A 20,494-nucleotide genomic window follows, 5' to 3' on the forward strand; every position below is an offset into this window, starting at 1 on the left:
AGAATTATCGGCTAACCTTCTGTAACTAAGTGTATAGTTCAGTCCCGACGCGCGTCTTTGTCCGCGTCATGGACCAGCCGGAGAAAGCCGCCGTCATCGTCGGACTTCCCTTGGAATGCCGCTTGGCGCTCCGCCAATTCGGCCTTGTGCTTCGGCGCGGATGCATCGGCAAACCCGGCGTAGAGGGGCGGTTCGTCTCCGAGGATCGGGTCGATCTCTTTGGATTGTATTCTGAACCGACGCGGGCCGCGCCCGATCTTGCCTTTCGCCTGCAAAGCCCCGAAAACGCGCGTGGGTCGGCCCTGTTCATCTTTCAGCGGCAGCAGCACCATCTGCGCCTCAAGTTTCGGGCGGGTGAGCCCGTGGTCGGAATCCAGCGTCACTTTCACCTTGGCGGGGCTTTCCAGCACCGTTTCCAGCAGGGTCTTCAGGTCGCGTCGCGCTTCGGGCAGGAACATCGCGGTGATCGGCATACCACGCACTTCCATGCCCATCAGATCGTTGAGGTGCATCCCGGCGAGCCGGAACCGCGCGACGCCCGGCGCGATTTTTTCGAGCACGAAGGCGAATTCGAGCACGTCGGATATCCCCCGCGGATCGACCTCGCGACGGGCGGGCATCAGGCGGCCGTTGCGCAGACCTTCCCAATAGGCCTCGACTCGGCGGATGGACGGGAAATTCAGCTGATCCCGGATCGGCGTGATCGAAATGACATTCGTACCTTTCATATACTCGATCTTCATAATGTTCCCCTCATCGCATCGTCCGAACCGCTGCCGGCAGAGCTACCGCCGCTTTGTTGCCCCGGTGCGACGGCTCTGTTAACGAATGGTCGGCGTTTGTTACCGATGCCTTAATCTGCCACATTTTTGCCCGAAATGGGGCAAAATCTGAAGAAAGGGTTAATGTCAGTGAACGCCAAGGCGACCGAAAGCACTCCGAAATCAATGACCGGTTTCGCCGCAGCCAAGGGCGCGCTCGCGCCGTGGAGCTGGTCGTGGGACATCCGCTCGGTCAACGCGAAGGGCCTTGATATAAGGCTCCGCGTCCCCGATTGGATCGAAGGCCTGGAACCCGCCGTGCGCAAAGCCATCGGCTCGGCAGTCGCGCGTGGGAACGTCACTCTGTCCCTGCGCGTCACCCGCGACACCGATGAGGCCGGGCTGGCCCTGAATGTGGCAACGCTGGACGAGGTGCTGTCCACGCTTGGCGAGATACAGGCGCGGGCCGGGCAGGTCGGTCTAGAGCTTGCCGTGCCGAACGCGGTGGATATCGCGACGATGCGGGGCGTGTTGCAAAACGCGCAGGTGGAGGATGACACCGGACCGCTTATGAAAGCTTTAACAGGCGAACTCCCGGCGCTTCTGGCAGATTTCAACGCGATGCGCGCGCATGAAGGCGTGGCGCTGATCCAGATTCTCAGTGGGCAACTGGACCAGATCGAAGCGCTTGTCGCCGAGGCCGAAGCGCTCCTGTCCGAGCGCAGCGCGGCGCAAGCCGAGGCGATGCGCGGCGCGATGGCCCGTGTGATGGAGAACACGGACGGGATCGACGGCGACCGGATCGAGCAGGAGCTTGCCCTGATCGCCGTGAAGTCGGACGTGCGCGAGGAGTTGGATCGATTGACGGCCCATGTCGCACAGGCGCGCAGCCTCATGACCGGGGATGAACCGCGTGGCCGCAAGCTCGATTTCCTGATGCAGGAATTCAATCGCGAGGCCAATACGCTGTGCTCCAAGGCAGGATTTCAGCCGTTGACGCGGATCGGTCTGGACCTCAAAACCCTGATCGACCAGATGCGTGAGCAGGTCCAGAATATCGAGTAGGAACAAGGCCATGAAACGACGCGGGCTTCTTATCATCCTGTCTTCGCCCTCGGGCGCAGGCAAATCCACGCTGGCGCATCGGCTGATGGATTGGGACCCGACGTTGAGCTTCTCGGTCTCGGCCACGACGCGTGCGCCGCGCGACGGCGAGGTGGACGGGGTGGATTACCGGTTCATGGACGAGGCCGGGTTCAAACGCCTCGTGCAGGACGGAGAGATGCTCGAACACGCGCATGTTTTCGGCAATTTCTATGGCTCGCCCGAAGCGCCGGTGCGCGAGGCGATCGAGGCCGGGCGAGATGTTCTGTTCGACATCGACTGGCAGGGCGCCGAGCAGATCAAGCATTCGGCGCTGCGCGACCATGTGCTGTCGATCTTCGTATTGCCGCCTTCCATTGCGGAGTTGCGGCGGCGATTGGTGAGCCGCGCGAAGGACACCGAGGATACGATCTCGAAGCGGATGCTGAAAAGCTGGGACGAGATAAGCCATTGGCATGGCTACGATTATGTCCTTGTGAACGACGATCTCGACACGACGTTCGATAAGCTCAAGACCATCGTAGAGGCCGAAAGATTGCGGCAGGCACAGCAGCCGGACCTTTTCCCCTTCATCCGGTCGCTTCAGGCAGAATTCGACGAGGAGAGCACATGATTTATGAACTCGACGGCCATAATCCGGTGATCGACGACAGCGCCTGGGTGGCCCCGGATGCGAATATCATCGGCAAGGTGATGCTGGGGCCGGAAAGCTCTGTCTGGTTCGGGTGCACGCTGCGCGGTGACAATGAGATGCTGACGGTCGGACGCGGCACGAATGTTCAGGAAAACTGCGTGTTTCACACGGATATGGGCTTCCCGTTGACGCTCGGTGAGAATGTGACGGTCGGGCACAAGGCCATGCTACACGGTTGCACTGTGGGCGACGGGAGCCTCATCGGGATGGGGGCGACGGTTTTGAACGGGGCGGTGATCGGCAAGGGTTGCCTGATCGGGGCCGGCGCGCTGGTGACGGAAGGGAAAGAGATGCCGGACGGGAGCCTTGTCATGGGCGCGCCGGGGAAGGTGGTGCGGGAATTGGACGATCAGGCGAAACAGGCCCTGATCGCCTCGGCGCTGCATTATCAGGAAAACGCGCGCCGGTTCCGCAACGGGCTCAAGCAGATCGGTTAGGCGAACGCCGGATTAACCGGGGTCGGAGGCCGTTTTCGACACATATGTATCACGTATGGAAGACGTATGGATCGCGTATGGCAAAGCGTCGGTGCGGCGAACGGCGCAGAATGTGCTAACGCCACCGCACGCTGTCGTCATATTTCGTGTACCGGAGCGGGGTCAGTCGGTGCCGCGATAGGGCTCGACATACTGAAGCGCCATGTCCCACGGAAAGAAGATCCACGTGTCCTGGCTGACCTCGGTGATGTAGCTCTGGACCATTGGCTTGCCCTTGGGCTTGGCATAGACGGTCGCGAAATGCGCCTTTGGCATGAGGTTGCGCACGACTTCCAGGGTCCTGCCGGTATCCACGAGGTCGTCGACGACCAGAACGCCGGTGCCGTCTCCGATCACCTCCATGTCCGGTGACTTGATGACCACGGGTTCTGACTGCGTCTGGTGGTTGTAGCTCTTCACGCTGATCGTATCGACCATGCGAATGTCGAGTTCGCGGGCCACGATCATCGCCGGTGCAAGCCCGCCGCGTGTGATCGCCACGACGGCGCGCCAGCTTCCATCGTCCGGGCCTTGCCCGTCGAGCCGCCATGCGAGCGCGCGGCTGTCGCGATGGATCTGGTCCCAGCTGACGTGGAAGCCTTTTTCGTGGGGCAGGCGATTGTCGGTCATTCTTCTTTCCGTCCCGTGACGAGGTCGATGTCCGGCGCGTCCACGGCTTTCATCCCGACGACGTGGTAGCCCGCGTCGACGTGATGCGTCTCGCCGGTCACGCCGGAGCCGAGATCGGAGAGGAGATAGAGCGCGGATTTGCCAACGTCCTGAATGGTCACGTTGCGCCGGAGCGGCGAGTTCATTTCGTTCCATTTCAGGATGTAGCGGAAATCGCCGATGCCGGAGGCGGCCAGCGTCTTGATCGGCCCCGCGGAGATCGAGTTGACGCGGATGCCGTCCTTGCCGAGGTCTTCGGCGAGGTAGCGCACGGAGGCCTCCAGCGCGGCCTTGGCGACACCCATAACGTTGTAATGCGGCATGACTTGCTCGGCGCCGTAATAGGTGAGCGTCAGCATCGCGCCGCCGTTCGGCATGAGAGCCGCGGCGCGGCGGGCGACGGAGGTGAAGGAATAGACCGACACGTCCATCGTGTTCTTGAAGTTCTCGCGGCTGGTATCGACGTAGCGGCCACGCAATTCGGACTTGTCGGAAAAGCCGATGGCGTGGACGACGAAATCGAGGCTGCCCCATTCTTTCTCGAGCGTCGCGAAGAGGGCGTCGGTGGAGGCTTCGTCCATTACGTCGCAGGGGATGACGAATTGCGACCCCAGCTGTTCGGCCAGCGGCAGAACCCGCTTTTTCATCATGTCGCCCTGGTAAGAGAACGCCAGTTCCGCGCCTGCCTCATGGCATGCCTGCGCGATGCCCCAGGCGATCGACTTGTCGTTCGCCAGCCCCATGATCAAGCCGCGCTTGCCTTGCATCAACCCGTTGGACATGCCTGTTTCCCCGTCCCATCGACTTTCGTATTGGCCCGGTTTATGAGATTGACGTGGCGGCTTCAAGCCTGCGTCGCAGGCGGGCTGAACAAGGTTTGTGCACGTGGGGAAGCAGTCGCATGAGTGACCGGAGTGGTATTTTCGCAGGTGACGATCCCTTTGCGCTTGTGCGCGAATGGATGGCGGAAGCGGAAGCGAGCGAACCGAATGACGCCAATGCAATCGCGTTGTCCACGGTCGATGCCGATGGTTTGCCCAACGCGCGCATGGTGCTTCTGAAAGAAGTCACCGCCGATGCCTTTGTTTTCTATACGAATTACGGATCGGCCAAGGCGCGAGAGATCGACGGGGCCGGGAAAGCCGCATTCGTGATGCATTGGAAAAGCCTGCGCCGCCAGGTGCGGGTGCGCGGGATCGTGTCGCGCTTCGACGGGCCGGAGGCAAACGAATACTATGCGTCGCGCTCACTCAAGAGCCGGTTGGGGGCCTGGGCATCGCGCCAGAGCGAACCGTTGGAGAGCCGCGGCGCTCTGATGGCCGAGGTGGCCAAGGTCACGGCCCAGCACGGCACCCATCCCGACAGGCCGCCGTTCTGGGGCGGATACCGCCTTTCACCGCTCGAAATCGAGTTCTGGGCGGACGGCGCATTCAGGCTTCATGACCGCTTTCAATGGCGTCGCGCGGCTCTTGATGAAGATTGGTCCATTCTCCGACTAAATCCGTAAGTCTAGGAAACTCGGCCTAAAATGGGCACGACCTATCCAAAAGTTAGTATAGGGACGCTTGTTCTGGCGGGTACAATGGGCCATGATAAATATGGGGATGTGGACAACACAGGTGGTCCGAATGAACGATGACGACGACCCTCAGGATCGCAAGGTTCTGAGTGGGTTCGTGAAGTGGTTCGATCCCGCCAAGGGCTACGGTTTTGTGGTTGCGGAGAGCGGCGGGCCGGACATTCTTCTTCATGCGAATGTGCTTCGCAACTTCGGTCAGGGTTCGGTCGCTGACCGTGCCGGGATTTCCATCGTCGTGCAGGAAACTCCGAGGGGATACCAGGCTATCGAAGTGCTTTCGATCTCGGCGCCGGAACCGGACGACGAGCCCTTGCACAGCTTTCAGGAAGACTTCGACCTCGACAGCGCCGGTCCGCTGGTGCCTGCACGTGTGAAATGGTTCGACAAGAGCAAAGGCTTCGGTTTCGCCAACGTGTTCGGCGATGCGGAGGACGTCTTCATCCATGTCGAGGTGCTTCGGCGGTCCGGGCTTGCCGATTTACAGCCGGGCGAAGCGATCGGGATGAGGACCGTGATGGGCGACCGCGGACGTATGGCGCTTTTGGTCACGGCGTGGGATGCTGCATCAGATCCTTCCTTCTCAGAAGAGGCCTGACATGAAGCGCATCTGTGCAATCGCGGCTCTGGCCCTGTCCTTACCCTTGGCTGCGCAAGCCGAGTGTCGCGAAGACAGGGTCGACATTCGGGGTGATTTCGGCTCGGCGCGGTTCACCGTGGAAATTGCCGACGACGTCGAAGAACGCGCACAAGGGTTAATGTTTCGCGAGAGCCTCGGGGCGTCTCGCGGCATGCTGTTTCTTTATGAATCCGCAGGATCGCCTGCGTTCTGGATGAAGAACACGTTGATCCCACTGGACATGATATTCGTCGATCCGGATGGGATGGTGCAACATGTTCACTCCGAGGCCGTGCCCGGCGACCTGACCGGGATCAGTGGCGGCACCGGGGTCATCGCCGTTCTCGAGATCCGCGGCGGTATGGCCGAGGCGATCGGAATCGACGCCGGGGACGAGATGCGCCACCCGTTTTTTGATGGTGAAAACGCCGCGTGGTCCTGCGACACGCAATAGGGCTTTTCAAATCATCTGGCTGTGGGTATTGAGACCGCCGTCGGGGCGTAGCGCAGCCTGGTAGCGCGTCTGTTTTGGGTACAGAAGGTCGTGAGTTCGAATCTCGCCGCCCCGACCATTCCCAGCACCTCCTGAACGTCATTTCCCGCTGCATTACGGCGGGCGTTGAAATGAGTCCCGTTCTTTCGATTATCGTGCATAATGGTTTCCACTATGAACTATAATCTGGGAGGATTCTTCATGCGATATCTTGTTGGGGGGCTGGTGCCCTTCGTGTTTGTGACCCACTCCGCAATTGCGGCGATGGCGTGCGACCGGGCTTGTCTGATCGAGACCGCGACGATGCTTGCGGCGGGAGGGGACGCCGGCGGTGCGCGGATCACCGAGAACGGCGACGTGGTCGAGGCCGGTGCGACCTGGGGCGCTGGGGCGAGCGATATTGTCGTCCACAACGCTTATGCCGATGCGGATCGGGGGCAGGTGATGGTTGTCGGGACAGGGACGGGGGCGGACGGCGCGCCTGCGATCTTCGGTCTTCGAGCGAAGGTCGAGGACGGCGCCGCGACCGAGATGGAATGGATGGTCACGCGGGACGGCGAGGCATCGCTTTTTCCACGCGAGATCCCGTTGGCGACGGATGCGCAGTTCGACGAGGTGGTTCCTGAAGGGCGCCGGGCGACGCCGGAGCGCATGGTGGAACTTGCCAATACCTATTTCGACGGGATCGAGATGACGGACGGCTCGGCGCTGCCGGTGGCCGAGGACTGCAATCGGGTGGAGAACGGTATCCAGATGACCCATTCGGAACGCTTCCCGGACATGCATTGCAATTCGCTGGGGCTCTTCGCCTATATTCCGCGTGTCGAGCAACGGCGTTTCCCGATCATCGACGAGGAGCGCGGCGTGGTCGTCGCGATCGTGATGTTCCAGATCCCGGAGGCCGACATCGAGCGCACGCGCAATGGCGAGACGACGGTGCGCCATTATGACCCCCGGTCGCTGTACCTGTTCGAGGCGTTCAAGGTGGCCGATGACCAGGTCCAACAGATCGAGGCGACGATGCGCGACCTGGAATTCGAGAAAGTGATCGACTGGTCGGGCGAGTAGCCGTCGCCCGCGGTTCCGGCTCGACTCAGATGTCGGGCCGAAACGAATCTGTTTTTTGACACGCCCCATATATAGTGTCCGAGACAGTTCACTTCCCATATATGCGGTGCCTGAACCGCGCGAAACTTGTGCGATTCGATGCAGAATCGAACATTCGGCATTTGCCTGTGTCTCTCGTGCCATACTCGGTCGTATGCCGATCTCGCCGAGTCGCGGCTCATCCTTTCGGGCAGTCCTGAAGGCGAACGCACTGAAAAACCGGCGGTTCTTCGCCGGGGTCCACACCCTGTGGATAAGTCCCGAATCCCGGCCCGTGCCGGTCAACCGAAAAATGTGGTTAATGGGGACTTAAATGGCGTTGACCAATCGGGCTCCCTACGCCAATTTGTTTGTGCTGGTCGGAAAGCCACAAGATATAGTGGTCGTCAGCAGGTAGGGACAGCTCAAGCTGAAAACCAGGTTCCACGTTGGGCCTAGGCTTCTTTTGTCGCCCCGTCATGGGTGCGGCACGAGGCGTTGTTGTCCTCAATCTACCGAACCGACCCTCTTTTGAGCCGTGGATCCGGCAAGTGCACCGATCCACATCGAGTGATGACATTGAGAACGCAGCAGGGGCCGCAATGAAAATCGAGCGCAAATTCACCGAAGCCGGCAAGGACGCTTACGACGCGATTACCTTCACCACCACGAAATCCGAGATCCGCAACCCGGACGGGACCATCGTGTTCAAACTCGACAACGTGGAAGTGCCGGAGGGCTGGAGCCAGGTCGCCTCGGACGTGATCGCGCAGAAGTATTTCCGCAAGGCGGGCGTTCCCGCGGCTCTGAAGCCGGTCAAGGAAGACGGCGTTCCCGAGTTCCTGTGGCGCAGCGTGCCGGACGACAAGGTGCTCGACACTCTCGACGAGGATCAGCGGATCGTCGGTGAAACCTCGTCCAAGCAAGTGTTCGACCGGCTTGCCGGCGCCTGGACCTATTGGGGCTGGAAAGGTGGCTATTTCACCACCGAGGAAGATGCGCGCGCCTATTTCGACGAGATGCGGTTCATGCTGGCCAAACAGATGGCCGCGCCGAATTCGCCGCAATGGTTCAACACCGGTCTGCACTGGGCCTATGGCATCGACGGCCCGAGCCAGGGTCACTACTACGTCGATCACGTGTCGGGCGAGCTGACCAAATCCTCCTCGGCCTATGAGCACCCGCAGCCCCATGCCTGCTTCATTCAGGGGATCGGTGACGATCTCGTGGGCGACGGCGGCATCATGGACCTCTGGGTCCGCGAGGCGCGTCTGTTCAAATACGGCTCCGGCACCGGCACCAACTTCTCGCACCTGCGGGCGGCCAACGAGCCGCTGTCGGGCGGCGGCAAGTCGTCGGGGCTGATGGGCTTCCTCAAGATCGGTGACCGGGCGGCCGGCGCGATCAAGTCGGGCGGCACGACGCGCCGCGCGGCCAAGATGGTCATCGTCGATGCCGATCACCCGGATATCGAGGAATACATCAACTGGAAGGTCAAGGAAGAGCAGAAGGTCGCGAGCCTCGTCGCAGGCTCCAAGATGCACGAAGCGCATCTGAACGACATCTTCTCGGCCATTCAGGGTTTCGACGGCGAGATCGAGAAAGCCACCGACCCCAAGGTGAACCCGCAGCTGAAAGACGCCGTGCGCGCCGCCAAGAAGGTCGCGATCCCCGAGACCTATATCAAGCGCGTGCTGGATTATGCGCGGCAGGGCTTCACCTCGATCGAATTCCCGACCTATGACACCGACTGGGACAGCGAAGCCTACGGCACCGTGTCGGGCCAGAACTCGAACAACTCGGTGCGTGTGACAGACGCGTTCCTTCAGGCCGTCAAGGATGACGCCGACTGGGAGCTTCTGCGCCGGACCGACGGCAAGGTGGCCAAGACGATCAAGGCGCGTGACCTGTGGGAACAGATCGGCCACGCGGCCTGGGCCTGTGCCGATCCGGGCATCCAGTATCACGACACGATCAACGCCTGGCACACCTGCCCGGAAGACGGGCAGATCCGTGGCTCGAACCCGTGCTCGGAATACATGTTCCTCGACGACACGGCCTGTAACCTCGCTTCGATGAACCTCCTGACCTTCTACAAGGATGGGGAATTCCAGGCGGCGGATTACATGCACGCGACGCGGCTCTGGACCGTGACGCTGGAAATCTCGGTGCTCATGGCGCAGTTCCCGTCGAAGGAAATCGCGCAGCTGAGCTACGACTTCCGCACGCTGGGTCTGGGTTATGCCAACATCGGCGGGCTGCTGATGAACATGGGGCTGGGCTACGACTCGAAAGAGGGTCGGGCGCTGACCGGTGCTCTCACCGCGATCATGACCGGCGTGTCCTATGCCACCTCCGCCGAAATGGCCGGCGAGCTGGGCACGTTCCCGGGCTACGCTCGGAATGCCGAGCATATGCTTCGTGTCATCCGCAATCACCGCACGGCCGCCTATGGCGCGACCGAAGGTTACGAGGCGCTGGACGTGAAGCCGGTGGCACTGGATCATGCCAATTGCCCCGATCGCAACCTCATCGACCTGGCCATGTCGAGCTGGGACGAGGCGCTGGAGCTGGGGCAGAAGCACGGCTACCGCAACGCTCAGGTCTCGGTCATCGCGCCGACCGGCACGATCGGGCTGGTCATGGATTGCGACACGACGGGGATCGAGCCGGACTTCGCTCTGGTGAAGTTCAAGAAGCTGGCCGGTGGCGGTTACTTCAAGATCATCAACCGCTCGGTTCCCGCCGCGCTCGAGACGCTCGGCTACGGGTCGGCCCAGATCGAAGAGATCATCGCCTATGCGGTCGGTCATGGCAGCCTTGGGAACGCGCCCGGGATCAACAGCCAGACGCTCATGAACAAGGGTTTCGGCCGTGCCGAGATCGAGAAGCTGGAGCAGGGGCTGGCCTCGGCCTTCGACATCCGCTTCTTGTTCAACCAGTGGACGCTCGGCGAGGAGTTCTGCCGCAATGACCTCGGCCTGACCGATGCGGAACTGAACAACCCGGCCTTCGACCTTCTGAAGCATCTCGGCTTCTCCAAGGGCGACATCGACGCCGCGAACGATCATGTTCTTGGCACGATGACGCTGGAAGGTGCGCCGCACCTGAAGGAAGAACACTACCACATCTTCGATTGCGCCAACCCCTGCGGGAAGAAGGGCAAACGGTTCCTCAGCGTGAACAGCCACATCGACATGATGGCCGCCGCGCAGTCGTTCATCTCCGGCGCGATCTCGAAGACGATCAACATGCCGAACGATGCGACCATCGAGGATTGCCAGGCGGCTTACGAACGGTCCTGGGAGATGGGTGTGAAGGCCAACGCGCTTTACCGTGACGGCTCGAAGCTCAGCCAGCCGCTTGCCGCTGCGCTTGTCGAGGACGACGAGGAGGCCGAGGAAATCCTCGCCACCGGCACCAATCAGCAGAAGGCCGAAGTGCTTGCCGAGAAGATCATCGAAAAGGTGGTCATCAAGGAAGTCGCCCGCGCCGGACGCGAGAAGATGCCGGAACGTCGTAAGGGCTATACCCAGAAGGCGATCGTGGGCGGACACAAAGTCTACCTGCGCACCGGGGAATATGCCGACGGCAACCTTGGCGAGATCTTCATCGACATGCACAAGGAAGGCGCTGGCTTCCGCGCGATGATGAACAACTTCGCCATCGCGGTGTCGGTCGGGCTGCAATACGGTGTGCCGCTGGAAGAATTCGTGGATGCCTTCACCTTCACGAAGTTCGAGCCCGCGGGCATGGTGCAGGGCAACGACTCGATCAAGAACGCGACGTCGATCCTCGACTACATCTTCCGCGAACTGGCGGTGTCCTATCTCGACCGCACCGACCTTGCCCATGTGAAGCCCGAAGGCGCGTCCTTCGACGATCTGGGCCGGGGCCAGGAAGAGGGCGTGGCCAATGTGCAGGAAATGTCGGAAACCGCCGCCTCCCGCTCGCTCGAGATGCTGAAGCAGGTGTCCTCGACCGGCTACCTCCGCAAGCGTCTGCCGCAGGAACTGGTGGTGCTGCAAGGCGGCATGGAAGCCACCGGCACCGGCGGCGACCCGATCAGCGCGCTGAACACGCTGGTGCCGGAGACGGCCGGCGGCATGGCCGGCGGCACGGTCGTGGCGGAACCGGCGACCTCGCTCGGGACCGGGACCGTCATGACGATGGACGCCCGCGCCAAGGCGAAGATGCAGGGCTACGAGGGCGATCCTTGCGGTGACTGCGGCAACTACACGCTGGTGCGCAACGGGACCTGCATGAAGTGCAACACCTGCGGCGCGACGAGCGGCTGTAGCTGAGCGGGGCTGATGGTATGAAGAACCTTCGCGATATTTTTCGGCGCCTCCCACTCGATGGGACCGTCCGAGACGCTTTAAGATCTTTCAACCTTCATCCGGCGGTTGATGGGAAAGCGCGTTCAGTAAAGGCACTGGCAGAGAAGTTAGGTTTCTTCGTTGAGCAAGTTGAGATGCCTGAAGGGACTACCGGGCGTTTGGTGAAAGATGCCTTTTCCCCAAATGGTTATTGTATCGAGGTAAACCGGCGCCATAGCGTGCAAGCTCGCCGCTGGGCAGTTCTGCATGAGATCGGACACTTCCTCCTTCATGCGGACCATAACGATCCGTTCGCGGCTGATATGGCGTTCGACGCTTCTGGGTTTGAGTTTTATTTGGAAGAGGACCTCGTTAAAGAACGCGAAGCCAACGAGTTCGCCGAAGTGCTGCTTTTTGGTGACGGCGCACTAGAAGCTGCATACGGGTTTTATTGCGGAAACCTAGAGCGAATTTGCCATCATTTCGGAGTGTCCGAACGAGTTCTACGTATCGCTTTGAGAAAATATATCCGGTCGGGGATGCGTTGAATGGAAATCCGGGACTTCACAGGCAGCTTCTTGGTGGATGGTCAGGAGACCGACCGGATGGAGCTCCGGGTGCTGATTACCCAGGGCGGCGGCGAGACCTTCGGGTCCGGGTCGTTCCGGGTGCCGACGGCGATGATCGGGCTGGAAAGCTCTGGCCCGGTCACCTTCCGCTGCACGGGCGGCGAGGAGATCACGATGACCGTGCGGGAGTTCGATATGACCCACGGGCTGGCCTATTTCCTGACGCTGGGAGAGGTGCCGGACGTGCGCGAGAGCAAGCGCGCTTGAAGATGAAGAGTTAAAGACACGGGGCGGATGCGTTCGCCCCTGACGCGGATAAGGCCGCAGGCAGAAAACACCGGGCGGTACAAATGACGAGCCTTATCAGCGAAACTGGGGAGCCTTCGGGTTCCCCTTTTTCTTTTTGGCGGGAGGCAATGTTTGGCGTCAGGTGACGAGCAGTGCGCCTAGTGCGGCGGCCGGGATCGAGGCGAGGCCGGTGAGGATCGAGACGCGCCGGGACAGGTCGCGCACCGGGATGAAGGACAGCGCGAGGGCGAGGATGCCGACGCCCAGAGCATTCGTGACCGGGGCGTTGCTGGCCATTTGTCCGGTCACGGCCCCGCCGAGTGCGGCGCAAAGCACCGAAAGAATGACGAGTTGGGTGATCGTCGACCGGCTCAGGACCGGGCTTTCCGGAGTCTCTTCGTCACTGCCCATGTCGGCCGCGAGTCCGATGCCGTAGATCAACCCGCCGACGATGCTGCCGCCGAGCATGACGCCAGCGCCCGCGAGGATCGCGATGAGGTCGATCCCCGGCAAGGCTTACTCTTTGCCGCGTGACAGGGCGGCGACCCCGGTGCGGGCCATTTCGACCAGTCCGAGGGGGCGCATCAGTTCGGCGAAGGCGTCGATCTTGTCGGGCGTGCCGGTGAGTTCGAAGACGAAGCTTTCCAGCGTCGAGTCGACCGCGTTGGCGCGGAAGATGTCGGCGAGCCGCAGGGCCTCGACCCGGTCGTTGCCGGTACCGTGGACCTTGAAGAGCGCGAGTTCGCGTTCGACGGAGGGGCCTTCGACGGTGAGGTCGTGGACGTCGTGAACGGGCACGATGCGCCCGAGCTGCGCCTTGATCTGTTCGATCACGGCGGGCGTGCCGCGTGTCACGATGGTGATGCGCGAGGTGTGGCCCAGATGGTCGACCTCAGCCACGGTGAGCGAGTCGATGTTGTAGCCACGGCCCGAGAACAGCCCGATCACGCGGGCCAGCACGCCGGCCTCGTTGTCCACGGTGACGGCGAGGGTGTGGGTCTCGATCACTTCGGAATTCGGGTCGCGCAGGTCGTAGGCGGATTTGCGGGATGCGCCTTTTTTGATTTTCAAAGCAGACATGTCGGTCCTCTCTAATTGCGCCAAGCCTGGCCGAGTTCGTCATCGAACCAGCTTTCAGCATCGTTGTTTGGTCCCATAGTCGAGCGAAAATCCAAAGCGTTTGACCATCGCTCCAGAAGCCATTCGCGAAATTCGTAGAAAGAGGGTTCACCAGCGCTACTTAAATCTTGTTCGGTTTCCTCCACCCATTTGTGGGCTGCATATCTGACAATCCGTTCGGCCTCGGACTTTTTCATAGTTACACCAGCGTCGCGCCGGCACCCTGGATCGCATCGGTCGCTTCGACTTCGCCCAGGAGCATCTTGTTGTGCGGCTCGCCCGACGGGATCATCGGGAAGCAGTTTTCGTGTTTCTCGACCAGCACGTCGAGGATGAAGGGGCCGTCGTAGTCCAGCATTTCCTGGATTGCGTCGTCGAGCTCCGCCGGATCTTTCACGAGGCGGCCCTTGCAGCCGAAGGCCTCGGCCAGTTTCACGAAATCGGGCAGGCTTTCGGACCAGCTGTGCGAATAGCGCTCGCCGTGCAGGAGTTGCTGCCACTGGCGGACCATGCCGAGGCGTTCGTTGTTCAGGATGAATTGCTTGATTGGCAGGCGGAACTGCACCGCCGTTCCCATTTCCTGCATGTTCATCAGCCAAGACGCGTCACCGGCGACGTTGATGACCAGCGCGTCGGGATGAGCCTGCTGAACGCCGACGGAGGCGGGGAGGCCATAGCCCATGGTCCCGAGACCGCCCGAGGTCATCCAGCGGCCCGGCTCGTCGAAGCCCATGAATTGCGCGGCCCACATCTGGTGCTGGCCGACTTCGGTGGTGACGTAGCGATCCTTGCCACGGGTCAGCGCCTCGAGCCGTTCGACCGCGTATTGCGGTTTGATGATCTTGTCGGAGTTCCGGTAGGTCAGGCATTTGACCTCTTTCCACGCGTCGATCTGTTTCCACCAGTTCTTGAGCGCGTCCGAATTGGTCTTGCGCCCCCGCGATTTCCAGATGCGCAGCAGGTCTTCGAGGACATGGCCCACGTCACCGACGATGGGCAGGTCGACATGGATCACCTTATTGATCGACGAGGGGTCGATGTCGATATGCGCTTTCTGCGATCCGGGCGAGAAGGCGTCTATGCGACCCGTGATCCGGTCGTCGAAGCGCGCGCCGACGTTGATCATCAGGTCGCAGTCGTGCATCGCCATGTTCGCTTCGTAAAGCCCGTGCATCCCGAGCATCCCGAGCCACTTGTCGCCGGTCGCGGGGTAGGCGCCGAGGCCCATGAGCGTCGAGGTGATCGGGAAGCCCGTGCCATCCACCAGCTCGCGCAGAATCTGGCAGGCGCCGGGGCCGGAGTTGATGACGCCGCCGCCGGTATAGAAGATCGGGCGCTCGGCGGTTTCGATCAGCTCGACGAGGTCGGTGATCGCGTCGATGTCGCCCTTGACGGTCGGCTGGTAATGGTCGGTCTTCGACTTCGCGGGCGGCGTGTAGCTGCCTTGCGCGAATTGGACATCCTTGGGGATGTCGACGAGCGTCGGGCCGGGGCGGCCCGTCGTGGCGACATGGAACGCCTGATGGATCGTTTCCGATAGCTTCTCGGTGTCTTTCACGAGCCAGTTGTGCTTGGTGCAGGGGCGGGTGATGCCGACCGTGTCGGCCTCCTGAAACCCGTCGGTGCCGATCATGAAGGTCGGAACCTGACCGGAGAGCACGACGAGCGGGATCGAGTCGAGGAGCGCATCGGTCAGCCCGGTGACGGCGTTGGTCGCGCCCGGCCCGGAGGTCACGAGCACGACGCCCGGTTTGCCGGTCGAGCGGGCATAGCCTTCGGCGGCATGGACCGCGCCCTGTTCGTGACGCACGAGGACGTGGCGGATGTCATTCTGCTGGAAGATCTCGTCATAGATCGGGAGGACGGCGCCGCCGGGATATCCAAATACCGTGTCCACACCCTGATCCTTCAGGGCCTGAACCACCATTCTCGCGCCGGTCATCTGACGTGTCATGTCTCTCTCCGTATCGGTGCGCGTCTTGCGCCCCTGTCTTCGGTCAAAAAAAAGCCCCCGGTGTCGATCCGGGGGCGCATGGGGAACCATCAGGGGTCCGTTACCGTCCCATGCGCCTATGTCCTACGATGACTACAAGGCTTTCCACGACCCAGTCTCCTTTGTGGTGCGGGGAGTATTATGAGGGGCGGCAGGGGGCGTCAACGCCTAATCCAATGAATAAAGTGTCGCAGAGGCCACTTTTTTTGGAATTTTCTTCTGATTTTGGGTTGGTGAGCGGGTCATTGCGAAATCCACAGGCTGTCGTGAAGCCGTTACAGAGCCGTCACGCCGCTGTCACGTGCGGCATGGACAGTCTGCGCGTCCGCCGAGTCGGCGGTTCAATCCGAACATGAAGCGAGCATTGGAGCCAGCTATGAAAGATCAGGATATCGTCGATCTGTCTTGGGACGAATTCGATGAAATGCGCGACCCGCGCCCGGCAGAAAACGACTTCGACAAGGTGGTCGAGCGCGCCATCACGCGGCGCGGTTTTCTTGGCGGCGCACTGGCCTTCGGCTCGGGCGCTGCGGTTTTCGGAACGGCGATGCTCACCTCGGCGCGCGCGCAGGCTGCGGCGCATGGCGGGTTTGCGTTCGAGCCGATCGGCATTTCGACGGATCACGAAATCCATGTGCCCGAAGGCTACCAGTGGAAGACGCTGGTGCGTTGGGGCGATGCGCTCTGGTCCGACGCCGAAGGTGCCTATGACGCCGAGACCGGCGTTTCGGTCGAGATGTCGGACAAGGTGTTCGGTGAGAACACGGACGGCATGGAGCTTTTCGACGTGGACGGCAAAGAGGTGATCGCGGTCAACTCGGAATACGTGAACCCGAAGATCAACCTGCCTGCTGCATCGGAAGGCGTTCCGGCGAGTGCCGAGGAGGTCATGCTTCTGAAGAACCTTCAGGGCGTCACGGTGATGGAAGTCGCCATGGGCAACGACGGCTACGAAGTGGTCAAGGACAGCCCGCACAACCGCCGCATCACGCATGAGACGCAGATGACCATGGACGGTCCCGCCGCTGGTCACGACCTCATGAAAACCAACGCGGACCCCGAAGGCATGTCGCCCAAGGGCACGATGAACAACTGCGGTTCGGGGCGCACGCTCTGGGGCACGTATCTGACCTGTGAAGAGAATTTCAACGGCTACTTCGGTGCGACCGGGGCGTACGACGAGACCGAAGGCGTGGTGCGCTACGGGATCGGCGGTGAAGGGCGCTATGCGTATGAGAAGTTCGACGCGCGTTACGATCTGAGCCAGGAGCCGAACGAGCCGAACCGCCACGGCTGGATCACCGAGATCGACCCGTCCGACCCGGACAGCACGCCGGTCAAGCACACCGCTCTGGGCCGGTTCAAACACGAGAACGCCGAGATGGTGCAGGCCGCCGATGGTCGTGTCGTGGTCTACATGGGCGACGATGAGCGCGGCGAGTTCATCTACAGATACGTCTCGAACGGGTTTTACGAGGAAGGTGGCTCGACCGAGGGGCTTCTGTCGGACGGTCAGCTTTTTGTCGCCAAGTTCAACGACGACATGACCGGCGAGTGGATCGCGCTGACGCCGGACGCCACCGGGATGAGCCTCGAAGAAACGCTTGTCTTCAGCCGTATCGCCGCCTCCAAGGTCGGTGCGACCACGATGGATCGCCCGGAATGGATCGCCGCGCATCCGGCGAAGGCCGAAGCCTATTGCGCGCTGACCAACAATTCCAAACGCGGTGGCGACGGAATGCCGGTGAACGCGGCGAACCCGCGCGAGACCAATGAATACGGTCAGATCGTGCGTTGGGTGCCTGCTGGCGACGACCACGGTGCAGACACGTTCAACTGGGATCTCTACGTGATGGCGGGCAATCCCGTGGTCTACGACAACGCCTATGCGGGGTCCGAGAACGTGACCGATGGGAACATGTTCAACAGCCCCGACGGGATGGCGTTCGACAGCCAGGGCATGCTCTGGATCCAGACGGACGGTGACGATTCCAACGAAGGTGACTTCGAGGGTCAGGGCAACAACCAGATGCTCGTCGGCAATACCGAAACCGGCGAGATCGCCCGCTTCCTCACCGCGCCCAACGGGGCGGAGGTAACGGGCCTGTGCTGGAACCTCGACCGCACCGTGGCTTTCGTCGGCATCCAGCACCCGGGCGGTTCTTGGCCGGACGGGAACGGCGCGCCGCGTTCGTCGGTGATCCAGGTCTGGCGCGAAGACGGCCAGCCCGTGGGCTGACCCCGAAATTTGAACCGTGCCATTTCAGCAGGATCGGGCGTCCCCGCAGGGGGGCGCCTTTTTCATTCCGCCGGGGCGGGTTCGGTTTTCTCAAGCTGCTCCTCCATCTTTTCGTCGGGGATCAGGATGGTCAGGATGATCGCGGAGAGGCCGGAGAGGGTGATCGGGGTGGCGAAGACCTGTTGCACGAAATCGGGTAGGTTCTGGGTCGCGTCGGGCACGAGGGTGACGCCAAGGCCGAGACCGAAGCTTACCGCCATGATGTAGACTTTCTTGCGGTCGATGGGCTCGGAGGCGAGGATGCGGATGCCCGCGACGGCGATGGTGCCGAAGAGAACAAGCGTCGCGCCGCCCAAGACAGGCTTCGGGATCAACAGGAACACTTGGCCGATGATCGGGAAGAACCCCATGAGGATCAGCAGCGCGCCGATATAGAGACCCACGTGGCGCGAGGCGACGCCGGTCATCTGGATCACGCCGTTGTTCTGCGAAAACGTGGTGTTGGGGAAGGTGTTGAAGATCGCTGCCAGCGCCGAATTCACGCCGTCGCCCAACACGCCGCCCTTGATCCGTTTGAGGTAGAGGGGGCCTTTGACCGGCTGGTTCGAGATTACCGAGTTTGCCGTGAGGTCGCCCGAAGTCTCGATCGCCGTGACGAGGAAGACGAAGGCGATGGGGACGAACAGCGCGAGGTCGAAGTCGAGGCCGAAGCGGAACGGGACGGGCAGGGCGACGGCGGGGCCGCCGCCGAAATTCGAGACGTCCACCTGCCCGAGCGCGAGGGCGAGGATCGTGCCGATGACGAGGCCGACCATGATCGAGGCGATACGCAGCATCGGGTGGCCGATGAAGGTGGTGGTGAGGATCGCGACGACTACGACCGATCCCATCAGCAGGTTGATCGGCGCGCCGAGCGAGTCGCCCGCCTGTGCGCCGCCCGCGAAATCGGTGAAGCCGACCTTGACCAGCGACAGGCCGATGACGGTGATGACGATGCCGGTCACGGTAGGCGTGATGATGCGCCCGAGTTTGTGGATGAACTGGCTCAGCACGATTTCGACAAGGCAACCTGCGAGACACAGGCCGAAGATCATGGCGAGGATGTCCTCCGGGCTGCCGCCCGCGCCCTTGACCGCGAAACCGGCGGCGAGGATCGGGCCGAGGAACGCGAAGCTGGTGCCCTGGACGGAAAGCAGGCCGGAGCCGACCGGGCCGAAGGCGCGCGACTGGATGATGGTCGCGATGCCGGAGACGAAAAGCGACATGGCGATGAGGTAGGGGATGTAATCGCCGAGACCGAGCACGCCGCCGATCACCAGCGTGGGGGTGACGATGCCCACGATGGAGGCAAGGATATGCTGGAAGGCCGAGAGTACCGCCGGACCCGGCGCGGGCCTGTCTTCGAGCGTGTAGAGAAGGTTCGGTGTGGCTGCGTCCGACATGTTCGTCCCCGTGTGATCCGTCACTCCCTGCGTCGAGTGTGCGCCTGTTCGACGCGACTACAAAGCGTTGGATGCTAGAAAGTGCGCAAAAACCGGGCGGTTTCGGCCCATAACGGGCTCGCCAGCCGATCAATCGGGCCGGAATGCCGAATTATTGGAAGTTTTTGCGACGACGCGGGTGCGCGTCAGTCTTTGCCACGCACCGGACGCGCGCCCGGCAGGTCGATCTGGGCGACCTGTTCCGCAATCGGGTCGCTCGAGAGCGGGTGCGGGCGGCTGTCGAACTCTTCCGGGTCTCCGAGATCGGTCCATTGACCGCCGGTATAGACCTCCAATGCCGAGAATTTCGACTTGTAGGCCATCTTGGGAGAGCCGGGGACCCAGTATCCGAGATAAACGTAGGGCAGGCCCGCTTCTTTCGCGAGGCGGATGTGATCGAGGATCACGAAGGTGCCGAGGCTGTCTGCGCGTCGGGCCGGGTCGTAGAAGCTGTAGACCATCGAAAGCCCGTCATCGAGCACGTCGGTCAGGCAGACCGCTGCGAGATCGCGTGTCTTGCCATCTTCCGAGCGTGCCGAATATTCGATCACCCGTGACTTGATCGGCGTTTCTTCGATCATCGCCGCGAATTCGAACACGTCCATGTCGGCCATGCCACCGTCGGCGTGCCGGTCGTCGAGGTAGTGGCGGAAGAGATCGTATTGTTCTTCGGTCGCCCAGGGTGCGCGGGTGCGCCGCGAGAGGTGTTCGTTTTTCTTCTCGGTCCGCTTCTGGCTTTTCGATGGAACGAAATCCGCGACCCGGATGCGGGCGGAGAGGCAGGCGTTGCAATCGGAACAGGAGGGGCGGTAGAGCACGTTCTGCGACCGCCGAAAGCCCTGTTTGGACAGGGCATCGTTGAGATCTTCGGCCTGTTCGCCCTGAAGCGCGGTAAACAATTTCCGCTCCATCCGGCCCTCGAGGTAGGGGCAGGGCTGAGGCGCAGTTACGTAAAACTGCGGAGCGAGTGGTAAAGTATGGCGCATCGAGCCGTATTGATCTGAATTG

General features: G+C 61.7%; 20 protein-coding genes and 1 tRNA gene. 12 read left to right on the plus strand and 9 right to left on the minus strand.

The genetic code is table 11. The features are described from left to right. Positions 1-38: 38 nt before the first annotated feature. Complete coding sequence (locus tag KJP28_RS10500; RefSeq protein WP_218392494.1) at positions 39-743, minus strand: PAS domain-containing protein; 705 nt, start codon at positions 741-743, stop codon at positions 39-41. Between the two features lie 162 nt (positions 744-905). Between KJP28_RS10500 and KJP28_RS10505 the strand changes: the two genes are divergently transcribed. The 3 genes from KJP28_RS10505 to KJP28_RS10515 are packed head-to-tail and all read left to right on the plus strand — an operon-like array spanning position 906 to position 2,996. Continuing rightward, a complete protein-coding gene (locus tag KJP28_RS10505) occupies positions 906-1,826 on the plus strand; it encodes a YicC/YloC family endoribonuclease (protein ID WP_255552295.1) in 921 nt (306 codons plus the stop codon). 10 nt (positions 1,827-1,836) lie between these two features. After that, positions 1,837-2,478: a guanylate kinase gene (gmk, locus tag KJP28_RS10510; RefSeq protein WP_218392495.1), complete on the plus strand. Its 642-nt coding sequence runs from the start codon at positions 1,837-1,839 to the stop codon at positions 2,476-2,478. Continuing rightward, a complete protein-coding gene (locus KJP28_RS10515; RefSeq protein ID WP_218392496.1) occupies positions 2,475-2,996 on the plus strand; it encodes a gamma carbonic anhydrase family protein in 522 nt (173 codons plus the stop codon). Before gmk ends, KJP28_RS10515 begins: the two co-directional genes overlap by 4 nt. A 162-nt stretch (positions 2,997-3,158) precedes the next feature. On the opposite strand, the gene gpt is transcribed toward KJP28_RS10515, so the two are convergent. Together gpt and fabI are read right to left on the minus strand one after the other, a co-directional pair. Continuing rightward, the gene (gpt, locus tag KJP28_RS10520; protein WP_218392497.1) at positions 3,159-3,665 is read right to left on the minus strand and encodes a xanthine phosphoribosyltransferase; all 507 of its coding nucleotides are present in this window, start codon (positions 3,663-3,665) and stop codon (positions 3,159-3,161) included. Continuing rightward, positions 3,662-4,486 carry an enoyl-ACP reductase FabI gene (fabI, locus tag KJP28_RS10525; RefSeq protein ID WP_218392498.1) on the minus strand — a complete coding sequence of 275 codons (825 nt, stop codon included), beginning with the start codon at positions 4,484-4,486 and terminating at the stop codon, positions 3,662-3,664. The genes gpt and fabI overlap by 4 nt, the downstream gene beginning before the upstream one ends. Positions 4,487-4,605: 119 nt before the next feature. Here fabI and pdxH point away from each other — a divergent pair, with 119 nt between their 5' ends. The 8 genes from pdxH (at position 4,606) to KJP28_RS10565 (ending at position 12,633) form a co-directional block, all read left to right on the plus strand. Continuing rightward, complete coding sequence (gene pdxH, locus KJP28_RS10530) at positions 4,606-5,211, plus strand: pyridoxamine 5'-phosphate oxidase (protein ID WP_218392499.1); 606 nt, start codon at positions 4,606-4,608, stop codon at positions 5,209-5,211. Positions 5,212-5,332: 121 nt separating this feature from the next. Next, the gene (locus KJP28_RS10535; RefSeq protein WP_218392500.1) at positions 5,333-5,878 is read left to right on the plus strand and encodes a cold-shock protein; all 546 of its coding nucleotides are present in this window, start codon (positions 5,333-5,335) and stop codon (positions 5,876-5,878) included. A 1-nt stretch (position 5,879) separates the two neighbouring features. Then, complete coding sequence (locus tag KJP28_RS10540; RefSeq protein ID WP_218392501.1) at positions 5,880-6,353, plus strand: DUF192 domain-containing protein; 474 nt, start codon at positions 5,880-5,882, stop codon at positions 6,351-6,353. Between the two features lie 41 nt (positions 6,354-6,394). After that, positions 6,395-6,471, plus strand: a tRNA-Pro gene (locus KJP28_RS10545). A gap of 122 nt (positions 6,472-6,593) precedes the next feature. Then, entirely contained in the window at positions 6,594-7,460 is an 867-nt protein-coding gene (locus KJP28_RS10550; protein ID WP_218392502.1) for a DUF8021 domain-containing protein, read from the plus strand. Between the two features lie 620 nt (positions 7,461-8,080). After that, positions 8,081-11,782, plus strand: coding sequence for a vitamin B12-dependent ribonucleotide reductase (locus tag KJP28_RS10555; protein WP_218392503.1), 3,702 nt, complete (start codon positions 8,081-8,083; stop codon positions 11,780-11,782). Positions 11,783-11,796: 14 nt separating this feature from the next. Then, positions 11,797-12,345, plus strand: coding sequence for an ImmA/IrrE family metallo-endopeptidase (locus tag KJP28_RS10560; RefSeq protein ID WP_218392504.1), 549 nt, complete (start codon positions 11,797-11,799; stop codon positions 12,343-12,345). Next, the gene (locus KJP28_RS10565; RefSeq protein WP_218392505.1) at positions 12,346-12,633 is read left to right on the plus strand and encodes a hypothetical protein; all 288 of its coding nucleotides are present in this window, start codon (positions 12,346-12,348) and stop codon (positions 12,631-12,633) included. Positions 12,634-12,792: 159 nt separating this feature from the next. Here KJP28_RS10565 and KJP28_RS10570 read toward each other — a convergent pair whose 3' ends face one another. From KJP28_RS10570 to KJP28_RS10585, 4 genes are read right to left on the minus strand one after another with little or no spacing between them, the layout of a single operon-like run. Further along, positions 12,793-13,167, minus strand: coding sequence for a hypothetical protein (locus KJP28_RS10570; RefSeq protein WP_218392506.1), 375 nt, complete (start codon positions 13,165-13,167; stop codon positions 12,793-12,795). A gap of 3 nt (positions 13,168-13,170) precedes the next feature. Next, positions 13,171-13,734, minus strand: coding sequence for an acetolactate synthase small subunit (ilvN, locus tag KJP28_RS10575; RefSeq protein ID WP_218392507.1), 564 nt, complete (start codon positions 13,732-13,734; stop codon positions 13,171-13,173). An 11-nt stretch (positions 13,735-13,745) separates the two neighbouring features. Further along, positions 13,746-13,970 (minus strand): hypothetical protein, encoded by a 225-nt coding sequence (locus KJP28_RS10580; RefSeq protein ID WP_218392508.1) that lies wholly within the window; start codon positions 13,968-13,970, stop codon positions 13,746-13,748. A gap of 2 nt (positions 13,971-13,972) precedes the next feature. Beyond that, positions 13,973-15,727, minus strand: a complete 1,755-nt coding sequence (locus KJP28_RS10585; RefSeq protein WP_218392509.1) for an acetolactate synthase 3 large subunit — start codon at positions 15,725-15,727, stop codon at positions 13,973-13,975. Between the two features lie 415 nt (positions 15,728-16,142). Between KJP28_RS10585 and KJP28_RS10590 the strand changes: the two genes are divergently transcribed. Continuing rightward, positions 16,143-18,005 carry a PhoX family protein gene (locus tag KJP28_RS10590; RefSeq protein WP_218392510.1) on the plus strand — a complete coding sequence of 621 codons (1,863 nt, stop codon included), beginning with the start codon at positions 16,143-16,145 and terminating at the stop codon, positions 18,003-18,005. A gap of 62 nt (positions 18,006-18,067) precedes the next feature. Here the strand turns inward: KJP28_RS10590 and KJP28_RS10595 are convergent, their stop codons facing one another. Both KJP28_RS10595 and KJP28_RS10600 read right to left on the minus strand, forming a co-directional pair. Next, positions 18,068-19,447 carry a uracil-xanthine permease family protein gene (locus tag KJP28_RS10595; protein WP_218392511.1) on the minus strand — a complete coding sequence of 460 codons (1,380 nt, stop codon included), beginning with the start codon at positions 19,445-19,447 and terminating at the stop codon, positions 18,068-18,070. Between the two features lie 185 nt (positions 19,448-19,632). Then, entirely contained in the window at positions 19,633-20,472 is an 840-nt protein-coding gene (locus KJP28_RS10600) for an arginyltransferase (protein WP_218392512.1), read from the minus strand. Between the last annotated feature and the right edge of the window lie 22 nt (positions 20,473-20,494).

Source organism: Maritimibacter dapengensis, assembly GCF_019218265.1.
Classification (GTDB): Bacteria; Pseudomonadota; Alphaproteobacteria; order Rhodobacterales; family Rhodobacteraceae; genus Maritimibacter; species Maritimibacter dapengensis.

Excerpts from the sequence above, each read along its gene's own strand:
- KJP28_RS10500 (WP_218392494.1), bottom strand. The coding sequence starts at position 743 with ATGAAGATCGAGTATATGAAAGGTACGAATGTCATTTCGATCACGCCG.
- KJP28_RS10505 (WP_255552295.1), top strand. The coding sequence starts at position 906 with ATGTCAGTGAACGCCAAGGCGACCGAAAGCACTCCGAAATCAATGACC.
- gmk (WP_218392495.1), top strand. The coding sequence starts at position 1,837 with ATGAAACGACGCGGGCTTCTTATCATCCTGTCTTCGCCCTCGGGCGCA.
- KJP28_RS10515 (WP_218392496.1), top strand. The coding sequence starts at position 2,475 with ATGATTTATGAACTCGACGGCCATAATCCGGTGATCGACGACAGCGCC.
- gpt (WP_218392497.1), bottom strand. The coding sequence starts at position 3,665 with ATGACCGACAATCGCCTGCCCCACGAAAAAGGCTTCCACGTCAGCTGG.
- fabI (WP_218392498.1), bottom strand. The coding sequence starts at position 4,486 with ATGTCCAACGGGTTGATGCAAGGCAAGCGCGGCTTGATCATGGGGCTG.
- pdxH (WP_218392499.1), top strand. The coding sequence starts at position 4,606 with ATGAGTGACCGGAGTGGTATTTTCGCAGGTGACGATCCCTTTGCGCTT.
- KJP28_RS10535 (WP_218392500.1), top strand. The coding sequence starts at position 5,333 with ATGAACGATGACGACGACCCTCAGGATCGCAAGGTTCTGAGTGGGTTC.
- KJP28_RS10540 (WP_218392501.1), top strand. The coding sequence starts at position 5,880 with ATGAAGCGCATCTGTGCAATCGCGGCTCTGGCCCTGTCCTTACCCTTG.
- KJP28_RS10550 (WP_218392502.1), top strand. The coding sequence starts at position 6,594 with ATGCGATATCTTGTTGGGGGGCTGGTGCCCTTCGTGTTTGTGACCCAC.
- KJP28_RS10555 (WP_218392503.1), top strand. The coding sequence starts at position 8,081 with ATGAAAATCGAGCGCAAATTCACCGAAGCCGGCAAGGACGCTTACGAC.
- KJP28_RS10560 (WP_218392504.1), top strand. The coding sequence starts at position 11,797 with ATGAAGAACCTTCGCGATATTTTTCGGCGCCTCCCACTCGATGGGACC.
- KJP28_RS10565 (WP_218392505.1), top strand. The coding sequence starts at position 12,346 with ATGGAAATCCGGGACTTCACAGGCAGCTTCTTGGTGGATGGTCAGGAG.
- ilvN (WP_218392507.1), bottom strand. The coding sequence starts at position 13,734 with ATGTCTGCTTTGAAAATCAAAAAAGGCGCATCCCGCAAATCCGCCTAC.
- KJP28_RS10580 (WP_218392508.1), bottom strand. The coding sequence starts at position 13,970 with ATGAAAAAGTCCGAGGCCGAACGGATTGTCAGATATGCAGCCCACAAA.
- KJP28_RS10585 (WP_218392509.1), bottom strand. The coding sequence starts at position 15,727 with ATGACACGTCAGATGACCGGCGCGAGAATGGTGGTTCAGGCCCTGAAG.
- KJP28_RS10590 (WP_218392510.1), top strand. The coding sequence starts at position 16,143 with ATGAAAGATCAGGATATCGTCGATCTGTCTTGGGACGAATTCGATGAA.
- KJP28_RS10595 (WP_218392511.1), bottom strand. The coding sequence starts at position 19,447 with ATGTCGGACGCAGCCACACCGAACCTTCTCTACACGCTCGAAGACAGG.
- KJP28_RS10600 (WP_218392512.1), bottom strand. The coding sequence starts at position 20,472 with ATGCGCCATACTTTACCACTCGCTCCGCAGTTTTACGTAACTGCGCCT.